The following is a 19,616-nucleotide window of genomic DNA, read 5'->3' as shown; positions in this document are numbered from 1 at the left end:
GTCACACTCCTGTCATTGTTCAGAAACGGGTAGAAAAACGATAACCCGTGCCGCGGACCGTCTGCACCATGCGATCGTGGCCGCTCAGTTCCAGCGCTTTTCGCAGTCGGCGGATATGTACGTCAACCGTCCGGTCTTCGACATACACGTTAGTTCCCCAGACGTTATTCAGCAACTGCTCGCGGCTGTAAACGCGCTCCGGGTGGGTCATAAAGAAGTGCAGGAGTTTAAATTCGGTTGGCCCCATGTCGAGGGGATTTTCACCGGTCATCACACGGTGAGAAGTAGGATCAAGGCTCAGCCCCTGCATTTCGATCACCTCTTCCACCGCCATCGGCGAAATACGGCGCATCACGGCTTTAATGCGAGCCACCAGCTCTTTTGGGGAGAACGGTTTAGTAATGTAATCGTCCGCACCGGTCTCCAGACCGCGCACGCGATCCTCTTCTTCTCCGCGCGCCGTGAGCATCACAACCGGGATATCGCGGGTCAGCGCTTCACGCTTCAGGTGTTTGATAAACTGCAGTCCGGAGCCGCCGGGCAACATCCAGTCCAGCAGAATCAGATCGGGCCAGGGTTCATTCAGCTGGTTCACTGCGCTGTCATAATCTTCCGCTTCAACCGGCTGGAAGCCGTTTTGCTCGAGCACGAAGCACACCATTTCACGAATTGGAGCTTCATCTTCTACGACCAGAATACGTCTCGCCATACTTTGCCCTGTCTTATCTTATTTACGTTACAAGTTTGTAATTCGGCGCCATTATGCGTCAGATTTATGACAGATTTATGAAAAACAGTACCACGTTAACGGGCAAACCGTTGTTTTATTACAGCGGTTATTTTCCCTTCTCTGAACGTTTATAATCCTGCTTTCTCTTTTTTGCCACGGATCAGCTATGCGCATACTTCACACCTCGGACTGGCATCTGGGTCAAAATTTTTACAGCAAAAGCCGTGCGGCTGAACATGTAGCGTTCCTGGGCTGGCTGCTGGAAACGGCCCGGACGCACGAGGTGGATGCGATTATCGTGGCGGGTGACATCTTTGATACCGGCTCGCCGCCGAGCTATGCGCGCGAGCTGTATAACCGCTTCGTGGTGAATCTGCAGCAAACCGGCTGTCATCTGGTGATTGTCGCCGGCAACCATGATTCCGTCGCAACGCTGAATGAATCCCGCGACATTCTGGCGTTTCTCAATACCACCGTCGTCGCCAGCGCCGGGAACGCCCCGCAGATCCTGAAAAAACGCGACGGGTCGCCGGGGGCGGTTCTGTGTCCGATTCCCTTTTTACGTCCACGGGACATCGTGCAAAGCCAGGCGGGGCTGTCGGGCGCGGAAAAGCAGCAGCATTTATTACAGGCCATCACCGACTATTACCACCAGCAGCACGCCGAAGCCTGTGCTCTGCGGGGTGACCAGCCGATTCCGGTTATTGCAACCGGGCACCTCACCACCGTCGGGGCCAGTAAAAGTGACGCCGTGCGCGACATCTATATCGGCACGCTGGATGCCTTTCCGGCGCAAAACTTCCCGCCCGCCGACTACATTGCGCTCGGACACATTCACCGGGCGCAGATCGTCGGCGGCTGCGAGCACATCCGCTACTGCGGCTCCCCCCTTTCGCTCAGCTTTGACGAAACGGGCAAAGCCAAATCCGTGCATCTGGTGAGTTTTAGCGAGGGCAAACTCAGCGCCGTCGAGACGCTGGAGGTGCCCGTCACCCAGCCGCTGGCGGTGCTGAAGGGCGATCTCTACGCCATTACCGCCCAGCTGGAGCAGTGGCGCGGCGTCGAGCAAGATCCCCCCGTCTGGCTGGATATCGAAATCACCACCGACGACTACCTGCACGATATGCAGCGAAAAATCCAGGCGCTGACCGAAGACTTGCCGGTAGAGGTGTTACTGGTGCGCCGCAGCCGCGAGCAGCGCGAGAAAATTCTGTTAAGCGCTCAACGCGAAACGCTCAGTGAGCTTCGGGTTGAAGAGGTGTTTGAACGCAGGCTCTCGCAGGAGGAAATCGACGACACGAAGCGCGCAAGACTCAGCGAACTGTTCAGCCATACCCTGCATGCGCTCAATGATGAGGAAGAAAACGCGTGAAAATTCTGAGCCTGCGCCTGAAAAATATCAACTCCCTCAAGGGCGAGTGGAAAATTGACTTTACCGCTGAGCCGTTTGCCAGCAACGGGCTGTTTGCCATCACCGGCGCGACCGGGGCAGGTAAAACTACCCTGCTCGACGCCATCTGTCTGGCGCTTTATCACGAAACGCCGCGCCTGAATAAGGTCTCCCAGGCGCAAAACGATCTGATGACGCGCGACACCGCCGAGTGCCTGGCGGAAGTGGAGTTCGAGGTAAAAGGCATCGCCTACCGCGCCTTCTGGAGCCAGAACCGGGCGCGCAACCAGCCGGACGGCAACCTGCAGGCACCGCGCGTTGAGCTGGCGCGCTGCGAAGATGGCAAAATCCTGGCCGACAAAGTGACGGATAAACTGGAGCAAACCGCCGCGCTCACCGGGCTGGACTATGGCCGCTTTACCCGCTCGATGCTGCTCTCACAGGGGCAGTTTGCTGCCTTCCTTAATGCCAAGCCGAGCGATCGCGCCGAGCTGCTGGAAGAGCTGACCGGCACCGAGATCTACGGCCAGATTTCCGCCATGGTGTTTGAAAAACACAAAGCCGCCCGCAGCGTGCTTGAAAAGTGCGAGGCGCAGGCGGCGGGCGTTGTGCTGTTGAGTGAAGAGCAACAGCAGCAGTTACAGCAAAGTTTGCAGGCACTTACTGACGAAGAGAAAATCCTGCTGGAACAGCAGCAAAGCCAACAGAAAGATTTTCAGTGGCTTACGCGCCATGAAGAGCTCGTAAGAGAGCAACAGCGCGTCAACGCGCTCCAGCAGCATGCGCAACAGGCGCTGGCGGACGCAGCACCTGAGCTGGCAAAACTCCAGCTTGCTCTGCCCGCCGCCCAGCTTCGACCGCTTTGGGAGCATCAGCAGGAACAAACCGCGCGCCTGACGCAAACGCAGCAGCGTATTATCGAAGTAAATACTCGCTTACAAGCCAGAACCGCGCTGCGTTCGCGTATTCGCAATACCGCCCTGCGTAACCACGAGCAGCTTCAGACCGAACTGACGGCGCTGGCGCAGTGGCTGGCGGAGCACGAGCGTTATCGCCTGCTGGGGCAGGAGATCGCCGGATGGCGTGCCCAGTTCTCGCAGCTTAACCGCGATAAAACGCAGTTAGCCTCGCTTGCGGCGCGGATAAGTGAATTACGCAACAGGCTGGCTGAGATGCCGGAAAATGCGCTGACGCTAACGGCGGACGAAGTCAGCGTAGCCATGGAGCAGCAGTCCCGGTCACGCACGCTGCGCCAGCAGCTGACGTCGCTGCATGCCCGCTATCAGCCGCTGCAAAAGCGCCTGCGTCAGAGCGGTGAAAGCGTGCAGAAGGCGCAGGCCGAACAAAATAAACTCAATGAAACGCTGACGCTGCGCCGCCAGCAGTACAAAGAAAAAAACCAGCACTATCTCGACCTGAAAGCCCTGTGCGAAACCGAAGCAACAATCAAGAAGCTGGAGCATTACCGTTCGCAGCTTGAGGCGGGTAAACCCTGTCCGCTGTGCGGTTCCTGCGAACATCCGGCCGTTGAGCAATATCAGTCGCTTGAGCTGACGGATAACCAGCGCCGCCGTGATGCCCTGGAAAAAGAGGTCGCCGCCCTTAAAGAGGAAGGCCTGCTGGTGCTGGGGCAGGTCAATGCCCTGACTCAGCAGATCCAGCGTGAAACAGACGACGCGCAGACGCTTTCTCAGGAAGAGCAAGCGCTCACTAAAGAATGGATGGCGGCCTGCACGTCCCTGAACATTGCGTTGAATATTCAGGATGATATCGCACCATGGCTGAACGAACAGGAACAGTACGAGCGCCAGCTTTATCAGCTCAGCCAGCGTCTGACCCTGCAAAACCAGTTGAACGAGCAGGAAGCGCAGGAGCGACAGTATCAGCAGCAGCTGGCGGCCACGCGCCAGGCGCTGGAATATGCCCTGCTCGCGCTCTCACTTAACGCACCTGAAGAGGGTCAGGAAGGCGCCTGGCTTCAGGCCCGTGAAGCTGAATTCGCGCAGTGGCAGGAGAAGCACGCGCAGCACGGCGTGCTTCAGGAACGCATAAACGCCCTGAAGCCGCTGCTCGACGCGCTTCCGGAAACGCACAGCGAAGAGGCCGAACCGGTTATCCCTGATAACTGGCGCGCCATCCACGACGAATGCGTGTCGCTGCAAAGCCAGCTCACCGCGCAGCAGCAGCAGGAAAAGCTGGAGCAAGAGCGACTGCAGCAGTCGCAGACGCAGTTCAGCGCGGCGCTCTCGGCGAGCTGCTTTGCCGACCAGGACGCGTTTCTTGCCGCCCTGCTGGATGACGATGCCATTCGCCACCTCGAACAGCGAAAGCAGTCGCTGGAAAACCAGATACAGCAGGCCGCGGCCCTTTGCGATCAGGCGAACCAACAGCTGCAGTCTCATCTGGCGCTGCGGCCGGAAGGGCTCAACGAAGATGCTCCTGCGCTGCAAAGCCAGCTGCAGCAGCTGGCGCAACGGCTGCGCGAGAACACCACGCATCAGGGTGAGTTCCGTCAGCAGCTTAAGCAGGACAGCGATAACCGGCAGCATCAGCTGGCGTTGATGCAGGAAATTGAAGAGGCCGCGCGCCAGGCAGACGACTGGGGGTACCTGAACGCGCTGATCGGCTCGAGCACCGGCGACAAGTTCCGCAAGTTCGCCCAGGGGCTGACGCTGGACAATCTTGTCTGGCTTGCTAACCAGCAGCTTAACCGTTTACACGGGCGTTATTTATTGCAGCGTAAGGCCAGCGACGCGCTGGAGCTGGAAGTGGTGGATACGTGGCAGGCGGATGCGGTTCGTGATACCCGCACGCTCTCAGGCGGCGAGAGCTTCCTGGTCAGCCTGGCGCTGGCGCTGGCGCTTTCCGATCTTGTGAGTCATAAAACGCGGATCGATTCCCTGTTCCTGGATGAAGGGTTCGGCACGCTCGACAGTGAAACGCTGGATACGGCGCTGGATGCGCTCGACGCACTGAACGCCACCGGGAAAACCATCGGCGTGATCAGCCACGTAGAGGCGATGAAAGAGCGTATTCCGGTGCAGATCAAGGTGAAGAAAATTAACGGGCTGGGGTATAGCAGGCTGGATAAGGAATTTGCGGTGGGGTGAAGGGTGGAACGGTACGTTCTGGTGCCCCTCACCCTTGCCTTCTCCCACAGGGAGAGGGAATAAACACTATTTGCTTTTATTCCGGCCACAGCCACGCCGCGCCGCGCACGCCGCTGGAGTCACCGTGGACAGCTTTGCGGATCGGAGTTTCACACTCGCCGCCGAAAACCCACTGTTTCACCAGGTTCGGTACCGTGGCGTACAGCCGGTCGACGTTGCTCATGCCGCCGCCGAGCACAATCACGTCTGGATCGAGAATATTCACCACGTGGGCCAGCGATTTCGCCAGCCGCATTTCGTAGCGGCTCAGCGCCAGCTCCGCCACCGGATCCTGCGCTTCGACCAGACGCATAATCTCATTTCCCTTAAGCGGCTGGCCGCTCAGGCGATGGTAGTCGGTCGCAAAACCGGTACCGGAAATAAACGTCTCAATACAGCCCTGTTTTCCGCAGTAGCACGGCACTTCAGCGCGGTATTTAAGCTCGTCTTCATCCATCCACGGCAGCGGGTTGTGACCCCACTCACCCGCGGTGCCGTTACCGCCGATATGGGCGCGTCCGCCAAACGCCACGCCCGCACCGCAGCCAGTACCGACGATCACGGCAAACACGGTCTGGGCACCTGCCGCCGCGCCGTCGATGGCCTCGGAGACCGCCAGACAGTTAGCGTCGTTGGCGAGACGCACTTCCCGGTTCAGACGTTGGCTCAAATCTTTATCGAACGGCTGACCGTTGAGCCAGGTGGAGTTGGCATTTTTAACCACGCTGGTATACGGCGAGATCGACCCCGGGATCCCCATCCCTACGCTCCCGGTTTGCCCTGTCGCCTGCTCGGCCATCTCAACCAGTTGAGCAATCGTCTCGATAGTCTGGCGATAATCATCGCGCGGCGTTGGCAGACGATGGCGAAACAGCTGCTGCCCCTGCTCGCTCAGTGCGATAACTTCTGTTTTGGTGCCGCCCAAATCGATCCCAATACGCACAAGACTCTCCTCATTATTTTGATTATCAACAGAGTAGAAGCACGCATCCCGATTAGCAATGCAAGCGATGCGACAATTCGTTATCATGCCCGCTGATTTAACGACAAGGCCGTGGAAATTATCATGCTGTGGTTCAAAAATTTGATGGTTTACCGTCTCAGCCGCGACGTTTCGCTGCGTGCAGAAGAGATGGAAAAACAGTTAGCCGCTTATACCTTTTCCCCTTGCGGTAGCCAGGATATGGCAAAAACCGGTTGGGTTCCGCCAATGGGTTCACAAAGCGATGCACTGACCCACGCCAGCAGCACGGGTCAAATTATCGTCTGTGCCCGTAAAGAAGAGAAAATCCTGCCGACGCCGGTGGTTAAGCAGGCGCTCGAGGCGAAAATTTTTAAGCTGGAAGCCGAACAGGGCCGCAAGCTGAAAAAAACCGAAAAAGATTCGCTGAAGGACGAAGTACTGCACTCCCTGCTGCCGCGCGCCTTTAGCCGCTTCAGCCAGACCATGATGTGGATCGACACCGTCAACGGGCTGATCATGGTGGACTGCGCCAGCGCCAAGAAAGCAGAAGATACGCTGGCCCTGCTGCGCAAAAGCATCGGATCTTTACCGGTCGTTCCGCTGGCGCTGGAAACGCCGATCGAGCTGACGCTGACCGAATGGGTACGCAGCGGCGCTGCGGCCCAGGGCTTCCAGATCCTTGATGAAGCCGAGCTGAAAGCCCTGCTGGAAGATGGCGGCGTGATCCGCGCGAAGAAGCAGGATCTGGTCAGCGACGAGATCGCCGTACACATCGAAGCGGGTAAAGTGGTCACCAAGCTGGCGCTCGACTGGCAGCAGCGCATCCAGTTCGTGATGTGCGACGACGGCTCCGTGAAGCGTCTGAAGTTCTGCGACGAGCTGCGCGATCAGAACGAAGATATCGACAGGGAAGATTACGCCCAGCGTTTTGACGCGGATTTCATCCTGATGACCGGCGAGCTGGCCGCGTTGATTCAGAATCTGGTGGAAGGTCTCGGCGGCGAAGCGCAGAGATAACGGGCAAAACGTAGGCCGGGTAAGCGTTAGCGCCACCCGGCTAATTTTTTATTTCAGGTAGCGGCACAGATAAGAGGTGGGCTCAGCCACCTGCAAATGAAATTCGCTGTGGCCAGGGACGTTGAAAACTTGCCCGGCAGCGTAAACTTTCCATTCCGTTTCGCCCGGCAGCAGGACGTTCAGCGCACCGCTGACGACCGTCATTTCTTCCGCTTCCGCCGTGCCAAAGGTGTATTCCCCTTCTGCCATTACGCCAACGCTGGCGCGGCCAGTGCTGCTGCTGGTAAAACCAATGGATTTCACTTTACCGGAAAAGTATTCGTTACTCTGAAGCATGAACTGGCCCTTATATTTTTAGATAAAAATTCACTATAGGGGCCATGCTCATCACCTGTCACGCAAAATCATTACACGAGCAGTTCCGAGGCCAGGCGAGCCATCAGTACGTTGGATAACAGCACCGGGACATCCAGCGCTTTTTGCAGTAAATCACGATGATGCTGGTGGAAACCCAGGCAGTCCAGAATCAGGACATCGGCCCCTCTCTCCAGCAGTTCCTTCCCGGCCGCAATGAGTTTGGCCTCGCTGTCCCAGAACGGATTCGCCAGCGCGTACAAGGGCACTTTTTCCAGCACGTGCCATTTTGCCTCCTGGTTATCCATGAGCTCCTCGATGGGGACAATCACCCCCACCTGATGACCATCCACGATGGAGGCCACCAGCGGCGGAATGATCCGCATCGGTTCCAGCAAAATCGCATTGCGCGCCGTGAGCCCCTTAATGGGAGCCGTGCTCATCAGCAAAATAACGTCATAACCTTGATTATCGAGCACTTCTATCACGCCCTGCAGCGAGCGCTCGATTTTCTGGCGTGAAACGTGCGCCAGTTTACCGTCACTTAATAACGTCGCCAGGGGATCCTCCCCCGCCTCGACAGCGTAGTCCTCCATGACCTCTTCCCGACTCATCTTCCCCAACAGGCTAAGATGCGTTATCTGTTGTTCAGATACATGCTCGGTTAAGAGCGGTAACACTTCGCTTACAGGGACCACACCAATGGTGAGGATCGCCAACGTTGCCTTCATCTTTATCGCCTTCCATTACTCCAACATCGTGCACACAGGTACAGGCTCACTACGCTGCACAGTTCGTTTTTTCAACAAAACAGCACCAAGCGTAGCAGGTGATCCCGACATCGAAATGTAAAGATCGCCTGCCGATACCAGAGTTACTTGTAATAACTAAATATTAACTCCTGCTTAACTTTCACGATGAGTAAAAAGTGTGATTCAGGCACGATCCTGGAGCGTTTAGGAAAACATTCAGGTTATGTCGGGATCTTCATAGCGCCGTTTCGCATCCAGCGCTTCCTGTTCAGTCTCGTGTTCACTGATCAGCGAGTCCGGCTTGGGGTGATCGGCACGCAGTTGATACCAGGTCACGGTATGACCCGTATGGCCTTTTTCAACGGTAACAATGCGCGCTTCACGCGGATAGGGAGGTCTGGTTGGCATAGCTCATCCTTTTTTTATGTCTGAGCTATAAGTATAGACGCCGCTTAGCTGGCGCAAGCCAAACGCAGGGCGGTAATAATCTGAATCACAACGTCTTCGGGAGAGGCTGACGCATCCACCACGTGGTGAGCCGCTTCGCGGTATAACGCATCGCGTTCCGCCAGCACTTCACTCACCTCTTCGTTCAGCGGCCTGGAGGTCAGCGCAGGGCGTTGCCCCTCTTCCGGAAAGGCTTCCAGACGCCCAACCAGGGCCGACACCGGCGCGCTAAGGTAGATCACAATCCCCTTTTCGCGCATAAAGTGACGATTACACTCCGCCAGAACAATGCCCCCCCCGGTCGCGATCACGGCAGACGGGGTGGTGACCGCTTTCAGCGCGGCCGTTTCGCGCGCGCGAAAGCTCTCCCATCCCTCTTGCTCAACAATCTCAGCGATGGTTTTTCCGGCCTCGGTTTGCAGCCAGTGGTCGGTATCCACAAACTGGCGATGACACACGCGTGCCAGCTCCAGGCCAACGGTGGTTTTCCCACAGCCGCGGGGGCCAACTAAAAAGATGGGTTGGGTCATAGCCAGGTGTTCCCCTTGATGCCGGATGGCTGAAGAGTGTAAAGAAATAATTGCAGAAGATGTTGCGATTACTTTACTGCAAAGCGGTACGGGATGACAACCCTGTGGAAGCCACACTGTACCACAAATTGACAATAATTATCATTACGCTGTGCGGCGCTTCACCTCCAGCAGCCATTTATCCAGTTCGGCAGCAAACTGCTGACGATCGCGCTGTGACAGGCTGTCCGGTCCCCCGGTCTGCACGCCGCTGGCCCGCATCGTATCCATAAAATCGCGCATGGTGAGCTTCTCGCGAATGGTCGACGGCGAGTATCGCTCTCCGCGCGGATTGAGCGCCGCGGCCCCTTTTTCCAGCACTTCGGCAGCCAGCGGAATATCCGCCGTGATCACCAGATCCTCCGCGCTGCACAGGCGGACAATTTCGTTATCCGCCACGTCGAACCCGGCCGGCACGCGTAAAGAGCGGATGAAGCGCGAAGGCGGTACGCGAATATTCTGGTTCGCCACCAGCGTCAGCGGCATCTGAACGCGCTCGGCGGCGCGAAATAAAATCTCTTTAATCACATTCGGACACGCGTCCGCATCAACCCAAATCGCCATATTGTCTCCCCATAATAACTCTGCCGACTATTGTCGCCTGCATTTCGTTGTTAAGCTATCAATCAGAGAAAACAACGCATAATGACGGAGAATCGTGATGGACAAGAAAATCGGGTTTATCGGCTGCGGTAACATGGGCAAAGCCATCCTGGGCGGCCTGATCGCCAGCGGGCAGGTGCTGCCGGGTCAGATTTGGGTCTATACCCCGTCACCGGACAAGGTCGCCGCGTTGCGCGATCAATACGGGATCAACGCCGCCGAAAGCGCGCAGGAAGTGGCCCAGGTTGCCGATATCGTCTTTGGCGCCGTAAAGCCGAACATCATGATCAAAGTACTGAGCGATATCACCTCCAGCCTGAATAAAGAGACGCTGGTGGTGTCGATTGCCGCGGGCGTCACCCTCGATCAGCTGGCGCGCGCGCTCGGTCATGACCGCAAAATCGTCCGCGCGATGCCCAACACCCCTTCGCTGGTCAACGCCGGCATGACCTCCGTCACGCCTAACGCGCTGGTGACCTCAGAAGAAGTGGCTGATGTACTAAACATTTTCCGCTGCTTCGGCGAAGCAGAAGTGATTGCCGAATCGATGATCCATCCGGTGGTAGGCGTCAGTGGATCAGCCCCTGCGTATGTCTTCATGTTTTTAGAAGCGATGGCCGATGCCGCCGTGCTTGGCGGAATGCCGCGCGCCCAGGCGTATAAATTCGCCGCGCAGGCCGTCATGGGCTCCGCCAAAATGGTGCTGGAGACCGGTAAACACCCGGGTGAGCTGAAAGATATGGTCTGCTCCCCTGGCGGTACCACCATTGAAGCGGTGCGGGTGCTGGAGGAGCGCGGGTTCCGCTCGGCCGTCATTGAGGCAATGGCAAAATGCATGGAAAAATCAGAGAAGCTGAGTAAATCCTGATTTCTGACCGGGCGTCAGGCGGCCACTTCGGTGCGGCCGCGCCCGGCATTTTTCGCCCTGTACAGCGCGACGTCAGCCGCCTTCAGCCATTCCCGATAATGTCCAAACTGCGGCCCCCAGGGAGCAACGCCTACGCTGATGCGCAGGGCTTCTTTTGGTGCGCACGGTAACGTCAGTTTTTCCAGCCGCTCATGCAACCGCGACATCACCGCGATGGCGCTTTCCGCCGCGGTCTGCGACATAATCACCGCAAACTCATCCCCACCAAACCGGCCTATAGCATCACCTGACCGTACTGACCGCTGGAGCTGACGCGTAATGGCGATGATCGCCTCGTCGCCCACAGCGTGCCCCCAGGTGTCGTTGATGTTTTTAAAGTGGTCGATATCAATCAGCAAAATCGTGGCGGTGCAGTGGTCGCGGCGGCAATGCTCAAATTCATTTCGCAGCAGCATTTCCCAGTGGCGGCGATTAAAGACCCCGGTCATGCCGTCGCGGGTGCTCATCATTTCCAGCCGCTGCTTGTGCTCTGCAAGCCTGACGGCGGTGCGGTGGCTGAGCCAGGCAAAAAGCATGGGATAAAGCACCAGTACGGGCAGCGTTAGGCCCCACTCCACCGGGTCGGGGTTAAAGACGGCCACGCGGCCGACAAGCGGCAGCGTCACCAGCGCGGAGAGCAGGGTCAACAGGATCCCCGGGATAAACAGGCGACAGCCCCCGGAGCCCATCATGTTCATCCCTACCATCATCACCAGCGCTGCCGAGGGTAACGCGCTCATCCCCATCACGCCGATCCAGAGCCCGGCAATAATGGCATCGATCTTAAGATTGAACACTTCCTGCTGTTGAGGTGACGCGGCCCGGCAGGATAACTGCCAGGCGAAATGGGGCCAGACGAACGCCCACCCCACCAGTAAAAGCCACCAGCCTCCGGGTAAAAAATGGGTGACCAGCATTCCCGCAACCGGGAAAAACATCGCTGCCAGCCCCACGGCGCGCGCCAGCCGAACCCGCCGGGCAAACTGAATGCCGGCACGGTGAGGGTCATCCTGAGAAAGGGTTAAATTCCACTCTTCCCGAAGGCGCTTTTTGTTGTAATACGTTTCATCATTCATCATTTTTGGGAATATTCTGAAACATTTTCCCAAATTATAGAGAGGGGGTCTGCGGGGAAAGTATGAAATTTCGGGTGAGCCGCCGATGCCGCTCACCCGTTCGAACTACACTTTTTTCTTCAGGCAGGCACTCATGAACTTGCTGCGGTCATCCCCTTTAAGGGACTGCTCGGTTGCCTTGGCATTACACTCGCGCATCTTTTGCTGCTGAGGCGTGAGGCTTTTTTCAGCCGGCTTCGAGGCGCCGTTTTTGAGGCAGTCGCTCATGTAGGTCTTACGAGCATCGCCCTTCAGACTCTGAGACGTCGCCTGTTGATTACAGGTGGTCATACGCTGCTGCTGCGGCGTTAACGTTTTCTCTTCCGCGTTCGCCGATGCGACCAGGAACAGGCCGGAGAGCAGAGTAACCAGTAATGTTGTTTTCATTGCACCATCCTTTTGTGAACATTCCCTGTAAGTCTGGTTCGTGACAGGAAAAAAACCACCCGGCAGATGTGATTTCCGCCGGGATTTTATTATTTAAGGCCCAGCGCAGCCTTCATGGTGTAGAACAGATCCGTTTGATCGGTCAGGCCTACCACGTTGGCCGCGTGCGGGCCGTAGGCGGCAATACGCAGCTGGGTGCCCGTGTGCTCCATGGACTCTTCTTCAGAGTTACCGTAGCTCATCACCATGACGGCACCATCTTTGGTGTTCAGCGCCTGCGTCAGGCCAGGGGCTTTGGTATCTGGCGGAACGATCTGGCTGGCGTGCGCGTGGTCCGCGGTGACGATCACCAGGGTGTTACCGTCTTTTTTCGCGAACGCGAGCGCTTTCTGCACCGCTTCGTCCAGATCGACGGTTTCGCCAATCTGACCGCACGGATTTGCCGCATGATCCTGCTTATCGATCGACGCGCCTTCTACCTGCAGGAAGAACCCTTTTTCGCTCTTGCTCAGCAGAGAGATCGCTTTATCGGTCATCGCCGCCAGCGTCGGTACGCTGTCCGTGCGTTTCGGGTTTGGCGTACAGGTCACCGCAGGCTTATCGATATTGCCGTGATACGAGGCTTTTGGTCCTTCCCAGCGCACGGGCATGTTGCCGTCAGAGAACAGCCCCAGCAGCGGTTTATCCTGGTTCGCCTCGCTTATCGCCGCCAGAGCATTTGCGTCACTCACCAGCTGATAGCCGCGAGCCTGCGCCTGCTCGCGCAGCGTTTTGCCCTGCCACTCGCCCGCCGTCGCGGTTTCCGCGAAGGTTTTCGCGCCGCCGCCCAGCGTCACGTCAGGACGCGCGTTCAGCAGCTGTTCCGTAATCGAACCTTTGCCGCCTTTTTCCAGCGCATTTGTAGGGCATTTTTCGCTGGTCACTGACGGGCCGTAGCACTTACGCGAGGTCACGTGTGCCACCAGCGCCGCAGGCGTCGCATCCTGAAGTTCAGCGGTGGAGACGTTGCCGGTCGCCAGGCCCGCTGCTTTTGCCATCTCCAGAAGGGTTTGATGATCTTTTTCGTGAATATCCACGCCCAGCGCACCATTATAGGTTTTCACGCCGGTGGACCACGCAGTGGCAGAGGCCGCGGAGTCCGTTACGTAATCCGGTTTACCGGTTTTTTTATCCAGCGCGTAGTGGGTATATTGTCCGGTCAACGGTAATGCGTCGATACCTTTAAAAAAGCCGCCCGCACCCTCGGCATAATTTCGCGCCGCCGTGATTTCGGAATCCCCCATTCCATCGCCAATCAGCAGAATAATATTTTTCGCCGGCTTATCATTCAGCGAAGCGCGAATAGCAGCAGTTTGATCTTCAGATAAACGACGCGCGCCGCCTGGCTGAGTGATATCCCCTTCTGCCGCACGATTATCCAGCACGCTGGTTTGCGTCGTATCAGCATAAATGGCAGGGGTAATTAACAAGGGAAGTAATGCGATGAAAAGTGCGCTCTGTTTCAATTTATTTTCTCCATGTACAAATACATAAAAATAAAAACAGAGCGACTATAGGCATCCTGCATGACAATTCTATGACACGTCGTTACGTCCTGTGACGGTTTAGCTGCGCGGATGCCTTAACAGCTTCTTTACGTACTGGTGGAGCATCTCAGCATCCTCAACCGGTACCTGCGATTCAGGCCTGACGCTATCCAGCGCGCCTTCCACGCTCTCAATCAACGCCTGCTGATCGGTTTTCGCCATTTGTCGCAGCAGCGCGGTGACCACAATTTCAAGCGCTTCGACCTGAGCCACCAGCTCTTTTGACTCTTCTTCCTTTTGTGCCAGCTTGACCAGCAATTCAGCAATGAGGTTTTTCATCGTGCCAGTTCCTTTTCAGTTTTGTCTGAAGTTATCACTCTGAATCCCTATTGCAAAGAGAAGAAATTAATTATGGTATGCAAAAGTGATACAGGAACGGAAATAAAGAGGCAGCGCCGTGAGCGAAACGTTTTTCTATAAAAAAGCGCCGCATTTTGTTATATAAAAATGCGGCTACCATAAGAATATATAATACATCTGTGAAATCGTTACTTCGCCGATTTGGCCTCCGCCATTTGTCTGCGGCGTCGCAGCGCAATAGCCAGCTGGATAACATTGATTAAAACGACAATCGCTGTCGCCGCAAATACCCAACGAAAACCGGCCATCGCAGAAACGGATGCGCCAATAAGCGGGCCGGCAACATTCCCCAGATACATAAACGACTGGTTATATCCAAAAATACGCCCCGTCACCTGGTCGCTGGAATATTTGACCAGCAGGGTCTGTACCGCAGGCAACATGGCGCCATCAGCAAAGCCGAGCAGAAATCGCAATATGCCAAGCTGAAGCGGAGAGGTGACAAACGACATCGCGAAGAAGAGCACCACCGCAAAGATCAGCGTCGCCATCAGGATGCGCGCCGTGCCGATCCTGTCCCCCAGTTTTCCCAGACGCGGCGCGGAAATCAGGGCAGATACGCCCGGCACGGCGGCAATCATGCCGCTAAGAAAAGCGATATTCGTGCTCTCCGGCTCCATCGACTTGATAAACAGCGCCAGAATCGGACCGACCGAACCGTTACAAAGCTGGATAACCATAGTGGTCACAAACAGGCTGATCATTAGTCCCGGATAGGGCAGCGAGGCGAAGACGGCCTTGCCGCTCAGGCGTTCAGATTTACTGATAACCGGTCGGCCCCCCTCTTTGATAAGAAAGAGCGTGACCAGAAAACTGACCACCAGCAGGATCGCGGTGATGATAAATACCGCGCGCAGCCCGACGTGGTCCGCCAGAAAGCCCCCCAGCAGCGGCCCACCGATGACGCCGCTGATCTGTGCCGTGGAGAGCGTACTCAGCGCCCAGCCGCTACGCTCGCGCGGCACCTGAGAGGCGACCAGCGCCATGGCGTTTGGAATATACCCGGACGTCAACCCCATCACCGCCCGCAGGAAGAACAGCTGCCAGACGTTGGTGGCGAAGGCCTGCAGCAGAATGGCGATCGCCATCCCGAGCGAGGCGCGTAGCAGCATCAGCTTACGGCCTTTCCGATCCGCCAGACTGCCCCACATCGGTGACACAATGGCGGAAACCAGAAACGTGACGCTGAACGTCAGACCGGACCACATGGAAAGGGCTTCATGCGAGGTCACCCCCAGCTGCGACACGTACAGAGGCAGGAACGGCAAAATCTGGCTGATGGCCAGTCCGGTAAAGAAGCACCCGAACCAGACCGAGATGAGATTAACTTTCCAGGATTCCATAAAGAAATAGTCTTCATTTTTAGGCGAATTCGCCGACAGATTAGCAAGTTACGCGTATTAACGTCGCACCAGAGATGCGGCCCGACTGACTTTGGTGTTTTATCTCCCCAGTCATCATATTTGTGAAATAAGTCACAATTCATCCATTTTCTGGCGGAATATTATGCTTCAACGGCAGAGGCCAAAACCGCGCATTCCCAGATGAAAATGGTTGGCATGCGCCGCGTTATACTCCGGCCCCAGTCCGTTTCCGTAGTACCCACAGCTCGCCGCCAGCATGGCCTTCAGCCAGGGCTGCGTGGTGGCCGCCTTCCAGCCGTTCAGCACCGTGACGCGTTCACCGTTCGCCAGACGAAAAGCAGCGATATCCAGCGCCTCCGCCGTGGCATGTTCACTGCGGCGCGCGTCAGGGCGATGATAAATATTGCGGCAGGCAAAGCTGCCGAGGTGGTCGATACGCGCCAGGTCACTGCCCGTATAACGTTTTGTCAGCGGCCGGGCCTGCTGGCTGATATAGAGGGCTGAGCTGAGCGCCAGCGGGCAGCTGGCAAGAAAACTGCTGTTCAGCCCGACCGGGCCGAAGTCACTCACGCGCACGACGTTATTAAGCGGACACGCGCCGCCGCTGTCAGCCACCGGCCGGGTGCGGATGAGATCGCGTTGATTAGCCTGTGCGAGCAGGCTCGCGCACGCCTCGGGGGTTAAACGCCGAAGCTTATACTGGGTGATTCGACCCGGCGGGTCGTCAAGCGTCAGCGGCATGAAAGGGTTGTAGTAAGGCGGCAACCAGCGGTAACCCACCGTTGCGATGGCCAAAATGATAAATACGGTCAGCAGCGTTTTTCCTTTCACTCTCCCCCCTCAACATTCCCCAAAACATTATGGCAGAAGGCCGCGAAACCCGCCGGGCATCGTGGTATGTTATTGGCTTTTCGTCATACTGGAAGAGAGTGAGATGGCTAAGCAGCGCGTAGGTATTGTCTTTGGGGGAAAATCAGCGGAACACGAAGTGTCATTGCAATCGGCCAAAAATATCGTTGATGCGATCGATAAAAGCCGTTTCGACGTGGTGCTGCTGGGCATTGATAAACAGGGCCAGTGGCACGTTAACGATGCCAGCCAGTATTTGCTGAATGCCCACGATCCGGCACATATCGCCCTGAATCCTTCAGAAATTAGCGTCGCCACCGTACCCGGCGTCGTAAAAGGGCAGCTCATCGACGCCGGCAACGCGCAGGCTCTCGCCCAGATCGACGTCGTCTTCCCGATTGTTCACGGCACCCTGGGCGAAGATGGTTCCCTGCAGGGAATGCTGCGCATGGCCAACCTGCCGTTCGTCGGCTCGGACGTCCTCGGCTCAGCCGCGTGCATGGACAAAGACGTCACCAAACGCCTGCTGCGCGATGCCGGGCTGAATATTGCGCCGTTCGTGACGCTCACCCGCGCCAACCGCGACAAACACAGCTTCACGCAAATCAGCGCAGAGCTGGGTCTGCCGCTGTTTGTGAAGCCTGCAAACCAGGGCTCCTCCGTGGGCGTCAGCAAAGTGACCAGCGAAGCTGAGTTCACGCAAGCCGTCCGCCTGGCGTTTGAGTTCGACCATAAAGTGGTGGTTGAGCAGGGCATCAAAGGTCGTGAAATTGAGTGCGCCGTGCTGGGCAACGATTTTCCCCAGGCGAGCACCTGCGGTGAAGTGGTCTTAAACAGCGACTTCTACTCGTACGACACCAAATACATTGATGATAAAGGCGCACAGGTTGTCGTGCCTGCGGATCTCGATCCGGCGGTTAACGATAAGATCCGGGCGATCGCCATTCGCGCTTATCAGACGCTCGGCTGCTGCGGCATGGCGCGCGTGGATGTGTTCCTGACGGCGGAAAACGAGGTGGTGATCAATGAAATTAACACGCTGCCGGGGTTCACTAACATCAGCATGTATCCGAAGCTGTGGCAGGCGAGCGGCCTGAGCTACCCGGAATTGATCACCCGCCTGATCGAGCTGGCGCTGGAGCGTCACGCCGCCGACAGCGCGCTTAAAAATTCCGTAAACGGTTAATCGGCGCTCTTCGCCGACTCAGCCTCATCCGCTGTCGTCTCTTCAGGGCGACGGCGGATAATCAGCCCCGCCAGCCAGAAACTAATGACCCAGGTCACCAGCCCTACGGCATACGTTTGCCAGCCTTTTGCTTCAAACCCCAACAGGCCCACAACACCGTTAAGAATAAAGATCAGCCCGATAGCGAAGGCGTAGTAGTGCCAGTCACGGCGTAGTTTGGACGTGAGCTTCATAACAACTCCGGCAGGAAAAAAAGACATCCTCTCACAGTTTTACGGCCAGGTCTGTGGCAGATACGGAAATTCTGAAACGCGACGCAATTTCACTTAAGTTAATAAATTGTGACGTGCTGCAGAAATCAACAATCCAGGAGGATTCCGGCGCGTAAATTACCACGATTCTGATATTGACAAATGCGATGACCTGTCAAACTCACCCTGTACGAAGCGTATTAACAGAGCGATTTATCCGGAGGTCATCATGGCTGACTTTACATTGTCGAAACCGATTTTTGGCGGAAAACCAAAAACCTCTACGGCGGGTAATATCGCGTATGCCCTGTTTGTCCTGTTTTGCTTCTGGGCCGGCTCACAGCTACTCAATATGCTGGTCCATGCGCCTGGCGTTTATGAACACCTGATGCAGGTGCAGGATAACGGACGCCCGCGAGTTGAGATTGGCTTTGGCGTCAGCACCCTGTTCGGGCTGATCCCCTTCCTCGCGGGATGTATGATTCTGGGCGTTGTGGCATTAGTGCTGCGCTTTCGCCGTCGCCGTTAAAGCCCCATACAGCGAGCCCGACGATCGTCCACGCGTTTTGCGAACCACGCGGTGGTCAGGTTACGCGTGATCTTCGGGCTTTCCAGCTGAATGCCCGGCAGGATAGCCCTCGGTAACGTTTTCCCGCTTTTCTGCTCTGCGAGCGCAAACACCTTCTTGTACAGATCCGTTTTCTCAAAGGCCAGACTATCGCCTTTCTCAAGCTGACGGCGAATGTCGCTGTTGCTCAGACCCAGCGTTGTAGAAAGTTTCCGTACGGCAAGCTCAGTGCTCCCTGCTTCGCTGCTGCCGTAAGCGATGAGATCGCCGTCCAGCGCGAGCTTGACGCCGCTTGCGCGGCTGACCGCACTCTGGAATGCCGCATTACGGCTGGCATACCAGCCGGCGTTAAAGTCGGCAAAGCGGTACAGCGGCTCATCGTAGTTCGCCGGATAGTTCAACAGGTGATACGTGCCGAACCACAGTCCGCCGCGCAGAGAGAAGACCTCCTGGCGCACCGTACCGTCGATTTTCCACGGATAGCCGTCGGTGTGTTTCTCCGCGAACGCGATGCTTACCTGCATTGGGCCACCGGTGTGGACCGGGTTCAGTGAACCAAACAGCTTCTGCCCCATTGGGACCATGCTGATGAAATCATCAAAGATGGCGCTAAGCTGTTTTTCGGTTTTCACCGTATCCAGCCGTTCGCTGTAGCTTTTGCCGTTCGGCGAGGTGATTTTAAGCGCGGTATGCACGAGGAACACCGGGATATGCATGGACTCCGCGCGGCGGTCGATCTCTTTCCAGGCGATTTTGTTCAGACCCGGCACAGCCGGATCTGACTGGTACATTGACTCCTGCTGCGCCACCGCCAGCACCGAACAGATGTTCTCCTCGGTCGGCGCGATCTTTTGGCTTTCAAAGGTTTTTGCCAGCGCGTCTGCCCACGCATTGCGATCCTTTACGCTGGCGGGCATTTTCTGCCGCACAACGCTCGCCACATCAACGGGCTTCTCGCCCTTTTTGAGCGGAGCAGCCCCCTTTTCGGCACAGCCTGCCAGTACAAAAGCGGCCAGAATGGTCAACGGTAACGCGCGCGGTACGGCAAAAGACATAGCAACTTCCTGT

General features: G+C 56.7%; 21 protein-coding genes. 6 read left to right on the top strand and 15 right to left on the bottom strand.

The window, feature by feature from the left end:
* Positions 1–19: 19 nt before the first annotated feature.
* A complete protein-coding gene (gene phoB, locus ELK40_RS05345) occupies positions 20–709 on the bottom strand; it encodes a phosphate response regulator transcription factor PhoB (RefSeq protein ID WP_008503265.1) in 690 nt (229 codons plus the stop codon).
* A 187-nt stretch (positions 710–896) separates the two neighbouring features.
* On the opposite strand from phoB, the gene sbcD reads away from it, so the two are divergent.
* Together sbcD and sbcC are read left to right on the top strand one after the other, a co-directional pair.
* Positions 897–2,102 carry an exonuclease subunit SbcD gene (gene sbcD, locus ELK40_RS05340; RefSeq protein ID WP_127729749.1) on the top strand — a complete coding sequence of 402 codons (1,206 nt, stop codon included), beginning with the start codon at positions 897–899 and terminating at the stop codon, positions 2,100–2,102.
* Positions 2,099–5,230 carry an exonuclease subunit SbcC gene (gene sbcC, locus ELK40_RS05335; RefSeq protein WP_127729747.1) on the top strand — a complete coding sequence of 1,044 codons (3,132 nt, stop codon included), beginning with the start codon at positions 2,099–2,101 and terminating at the stop codon, positions 5,228–5,230. Before sbcD ends, sbcC begins: the two co-directional genes overlap by 4 nt.
* Positions 5,231–5,306: 76 nt before the next feature.
* On the opposite strand, the gene mak is transcribed toward sbcC, so the two are convergent.
* Positions 5,307–6,212: a fructokinase gene (mak, locus tag ELK40_RS05330; RefSeq protein WP_127729745.1), complete on the bottom strand. Its 906-nt coding sequence runs from the start codon at positions 6,210–6,212 to the stop codon at positions 5,307–5,309.
* Positions 6,213–6,335: 123 nt separating this feature from the next.
* On the opposite strand from mak, the gene rdgC reads away from it, so the two are divergent.
* Positions 6,336–7,250, top strand: a complete 915-nt coding sequence (rdgC, locus tag ELK40_RS05325) for a recombination-associated protein RdgC (RefSeq protein ID WP_023310540.1) — start codon at positions 6,336–6,338, stop codon at positions 7,248–7,250.
* A gap of 48 nt (positions 7,251–7,298) precedes the next feature.
* Here the strand turns inward: rdgC and ppnP are convergent, their stop codons facing one another.
* From ppnP to ELK40_RS05300, 5 genes are all read right to left on the bottom strand, one after another.
* Positions 7,299–7,586 (bottom strand): pyrimidine/purine nucleoside phosphorylase, encoded by a 288-nt coding sequence (gene ppnP, locus ELK40_RS05320; RefSeq protein ID WP_008503270.1) that lies wholly within the window; start codon positions 7,584–7,586, stop codon positions 7,299–7,301.
* A gap of 71 nt (positions 7,587–7,657) precedes the next feature.
* On the bottom strand, positions 7,658–8,335 hold the full coding sequence (locus ELK40_RS05315) for an AroM family protein (protein WP_032661586.1): 678 nt from the start codon (positions 8,333–8,335) through the stop codon (positions 7,658–7,660).
* Positions 8,336–8,572: 237 nt separating this feature from the next.
* Positions 8,573–8,764, bottom strand: a complete 192-nt coding sequence (gene yaiA, locus ELK40_RS05310) for a protein YaiA (RefSeq protein WP_023334675.1) — start codon at positions 8,762–8,764, stop codon at positions 8,573–8,575.
* A 44-nt stretch (positions 8,765–8,808) separates the two neighbouring features.
* Positions 8,809–9,333, bottom strand: a complete 525-nt coding sequence (gene aroL, locus ELK40_RS05305) for a shikimate kinase AroL (protein WP_032639634.1) — start codon at positions 9,331–9,333, stop codon at positions 8,809–8,811.
* Positions 9,334–9,477: 144 nt separating this feature from the next.
* A complete protein-coding gene (locus ELK40_RS05300) occupies positions 9,478–9,936 on the bottom strand; it encodes a YaiI/YqxD family protein (protein ID WP_010428006.1) in 459 nt (152 codons plus the stop codon).
* 97 nt (positions 9,937–10,033) lie between these two features.
* Here ELK40_RS05300 and proC point away from each other — a divergent pair, with 97 nt between their 5' ends.
* Entirely contained in the window at positions 10,034–10,843 is an 810-nt protein-coding gene (gene proC / locus ELK40_RS05295) for a pyrroline-5-carboxylate reductase (protein WP_111963440.1), read from the top strand.
* A 14-nt stretch (positions 10,844–10,857) separates the two neighbouring features.
* On the opposite strand, the gene adrA is transcribed toward proC, so the two are convergent.
* The 6 genes from adrA to ELK40_RS05265 all read right to left on the bottom strand — a co-directional run bounded on the left by adrA (position 10,858) and on the right by ELK40_RS05265 (position 16,525).
* Positions 10,858–11,961 (bottom strand): diguanylate cyclase AdrA, encoded by a 1,104-nt coding sequence (gene adrA, locus ELK40_RS05290; protein WP_127729743.1) that lies wholly within the window; start codon positions 11,959–11,961, stop codon positions 10,858–10,860.
* A gap of 102 nt (positions 11,962–12,063) precedes the next feature.
* Positions 12,064–12,384: a phosphate starvation-inducible protein PsiF gene (gene psiF / locus ELK40_RS05285; protein WP_008503278.1), complete on the bottom strand. Its 321-nt coding sequence runs from the start codon at positions 12,382–12,384 to the stop codon at positions 12,064–12,066.
* 89 nt (positions 12,385–12,473) lie between these two features.
* A complete protein-coding gene (gene phoA / locus ELK40_RS05280) occupies positions 12,474–13,889 on the bottom strand; it encodes an alkaline phosphatase (protein WP_127729741.1) in 1,416 nt (471 codons plus the stop codon).
* A gap of 99 nt (positions 13,890–13,988) precedes the next feature.
* On the bottom strand, positions 13,989–14,249 hold the full coding sequence (gene iraP / locus ELK40_RS05275) for an anti-adapter protein IraP (RefSeq protein ID WP_024906786.1): 261 nt from the start codon (positions 14,247–14,249) through the stop codon (positions 13,989–13,991).
* Positions 14,250–14,458: 209 nt separating this feature from the next.
* Positions 14,459–15,673, bottom strand: coding sequence for a multidrug efflux MFS transporter (locus tag ELK40_RS05270; RefSeq protein ID WP_127729739.1), 1,215 nt, complete (start codon positions 15,671–15,673; stop codon positions 14,459–14,461).
* 168 nt (positions 15,674–15,841) lie between these two features.
* Positions 15,842–16,525, bottom strand: a complete 684-nt coding sequence (locus tag ELK40_RS05265) for an extensin family protein (protein WP_127729737.1) — start codon at positions 16,523–16,525, stop codon at positions 15,842–15,844.
* Between the two features lie 103 nt (positions 16,526–16,628).
* On the opposite strand from ELK40_RS05265, the gene ddlA reads away from it, so the two are divergent.
* A complete protein-coding gene (ddlA, locus tag ELK40_RS05260) occupies positions 16,629–17,729 on the top strand; it encodes a D-alanine--D-alanine ligase (protein ID WP_127729735.1) in 1,101 nt (366 codons plus the stop codon).
* On the opposite strand, the gene ELK40_RS05255 is transcribed toward ddlA, so the two are convergent.
* Positions 17,726–17,962: a DUF2754 domain-containing protein gene (locus ELK40_RS05255; protein ID WP_032646131.1), complete on the bottom strand. Its 237-nt coding sequence runs from the start codon at positions 17,960–17,962 to the stop codon at positions 17,726–17,728. The genes ddlA and ELK40_RS05255 overlap by 4 nt on opposite strands.
* Before the next feature lie 247 nt (positions 17,963–18,209).
* On the opposite strand from ELK40_RS05255, the gene ELK40_RS05250 reads away from it, so the two are divergent.
* Positions 18,210–18,509: a DUF2755 family protein gene (locus ELK40_RS05250; protein ID WP_008503287.1), complete on the top strand. Its 300-nt coding sequence runs from the start codon at positions 18,210–18,212 to the stop codon at positions 18,507–18,509.
* On the opposite strand, the gene ELK40_RS05245 is transcribed toward ELK40_RS05250, so the two are convergent.
* Positions 18,506–19,603: a DUF1615 domain-containing protein gene (locus ELK40_RS05245; protein WP_115874322.1), complete on the bottom strand. Its 1,098-nt coding sequence runs from the start codon at positions 19,601–19,603 to the stop codon at positions 18,506–18,508. The genes ELK40_RS05250 and ELK40_RS05245 overlap by 4 nt on opposite strands.
* Positions 19,604–19,616: the final 13 nt, after the last annotated feature.

The sequence above is a fragment of the Enterobacter sp. N18-03635 genome (assembly GCF_004006055.1).
Lineage (GTDB): Bacteria > Pseudomonadota > Gammaproteobacteria > Enterobacterales > Enterobacteriaceae > Enterobacter > Enterobacter vonholyi.
Note: the sequence above shows the minus strand (reverse complement) of the source record. Positions and strands in the feature narration are given on the sequence as shown.

Excerpts from the sequence above, each read along its gene's own strand:
- adrA (WP_127729743.1), bottom strand. The coding sequence starts at position 11,961 with ATGATGAATGATGAAACGTATTACAACAAAAAGCGCCTTCGGGAAGAG.
- sbcD (WP_127729749.1), top strand. The coding sequence starts at position 897 with ATGCGCATACTTCACACCTCGGACTGGCATCTGGGTCAAAATTTTTAC.
- psiF (WP_008503278.1), bottom strand. The coding sequence starts at position 12,384 with ATGAAAACAACATTACTGGTTACTCTGCTCTCCGGCCTGTTCCTGGTC.
- ELK40_RS05270 (WP_127729739.1), bottom strand. The coding sequence starts at position 15,673 with ATGGAATCCTGGAAAGTTAATCTCATCTCGGTCTGGTTCGGGTGCTTC.
- proC (WP_111963440.1), top strand. The coding sequence starts at position 10,034 with ATGGACAAGAAAATCGGGTTTATCGGCTGCGGTAACATGGGCAAAGCC.
- ELK40_RS05245 (WP_115874322.1), bottom strand. The coding sequence starts at position 19,603 with ATGTCTTTTGCCGTACCGCGCGCGTTACCGTTGACCATTCTGGCCGCT.
- ppnP (WP_008503270.1), bottom strand. The coding sequence starts at position 7,586 with ATGCTTCAGAGTAACGAATACTTTTCCGGTAAAGTGAAATCCATTGGT.
- phoB (WP_008503265.1), bottom strand. The coding sequence starts at position 709 with ATGGCGAGACGTATTCTGGTCGTAGAAGATGAAGCTCCAATTCGTGAA.
- ELK40_RS05250 (WP_008503287.1), top strand. The coding sequence starts at position 18,210 with ATGGCTGACTTTACATTGTCGAAACCGATTTTTGGCGGAAAACCAAAA.
- ELK40_RS05300 (WP_010428006.1), bottom strand. The coding sequence starts at position 9,936 with ATGGCGATTTGGGTTGATGCGGACGCGTGTCCGAATGTGATTAAAGAG.
- yaiA (WP_023334675.1), bottom strand. The coding sequence starts at position 8,764 with ATGCCAACCAGACCTCCCTATCCGCGTGAAGCGCGCATTGTTACCGTT.
- rdgC (WP_023310540.1), top strand. The coding sequence starts at position 6,336 with ATGCTGTGGTTCAAAAATTTGATGGTTTACCGTCTCAGCCGCGACGTT.
- aroL (WP_032639634.1), bottom strand. The coding sequence starts at position 9,333 with ATGACCCAACCCATCTTTTTAGTTGGCCCCCGCGGCTGTGGGAAAACC.
- ddlA (WP_127729735.1), top strand. The coding sequence starts at position 16,629 with ATGGCTAAGCAGCGCGTAGGTATTGTCTTTGGGGGAAAATCAGCGGAA.
- iraP (WP_024906786.1), bottom strand. The coding sequence starts at position 14,249 with ATGAAAAACCTCATTGCTGAATTGCTGGTCAAGCTGGCACAAAAGGAA.
- ELK40_RS05315 (WP_032661586.1), bottom strand. The coding sequence starts at position 8,335 with ATGAAGGCAACGTTGGCGATCCTCACCATTGGTGTGGTCCCTGTAAGC.
- ELK40_RS05255 (WP_032646131.1), bottom strand. The coding sequence starts at position 17,962 with ATGAAGCTCACGTCCAAACTACGCCGTGACTGGCACTACTACGCCTTC.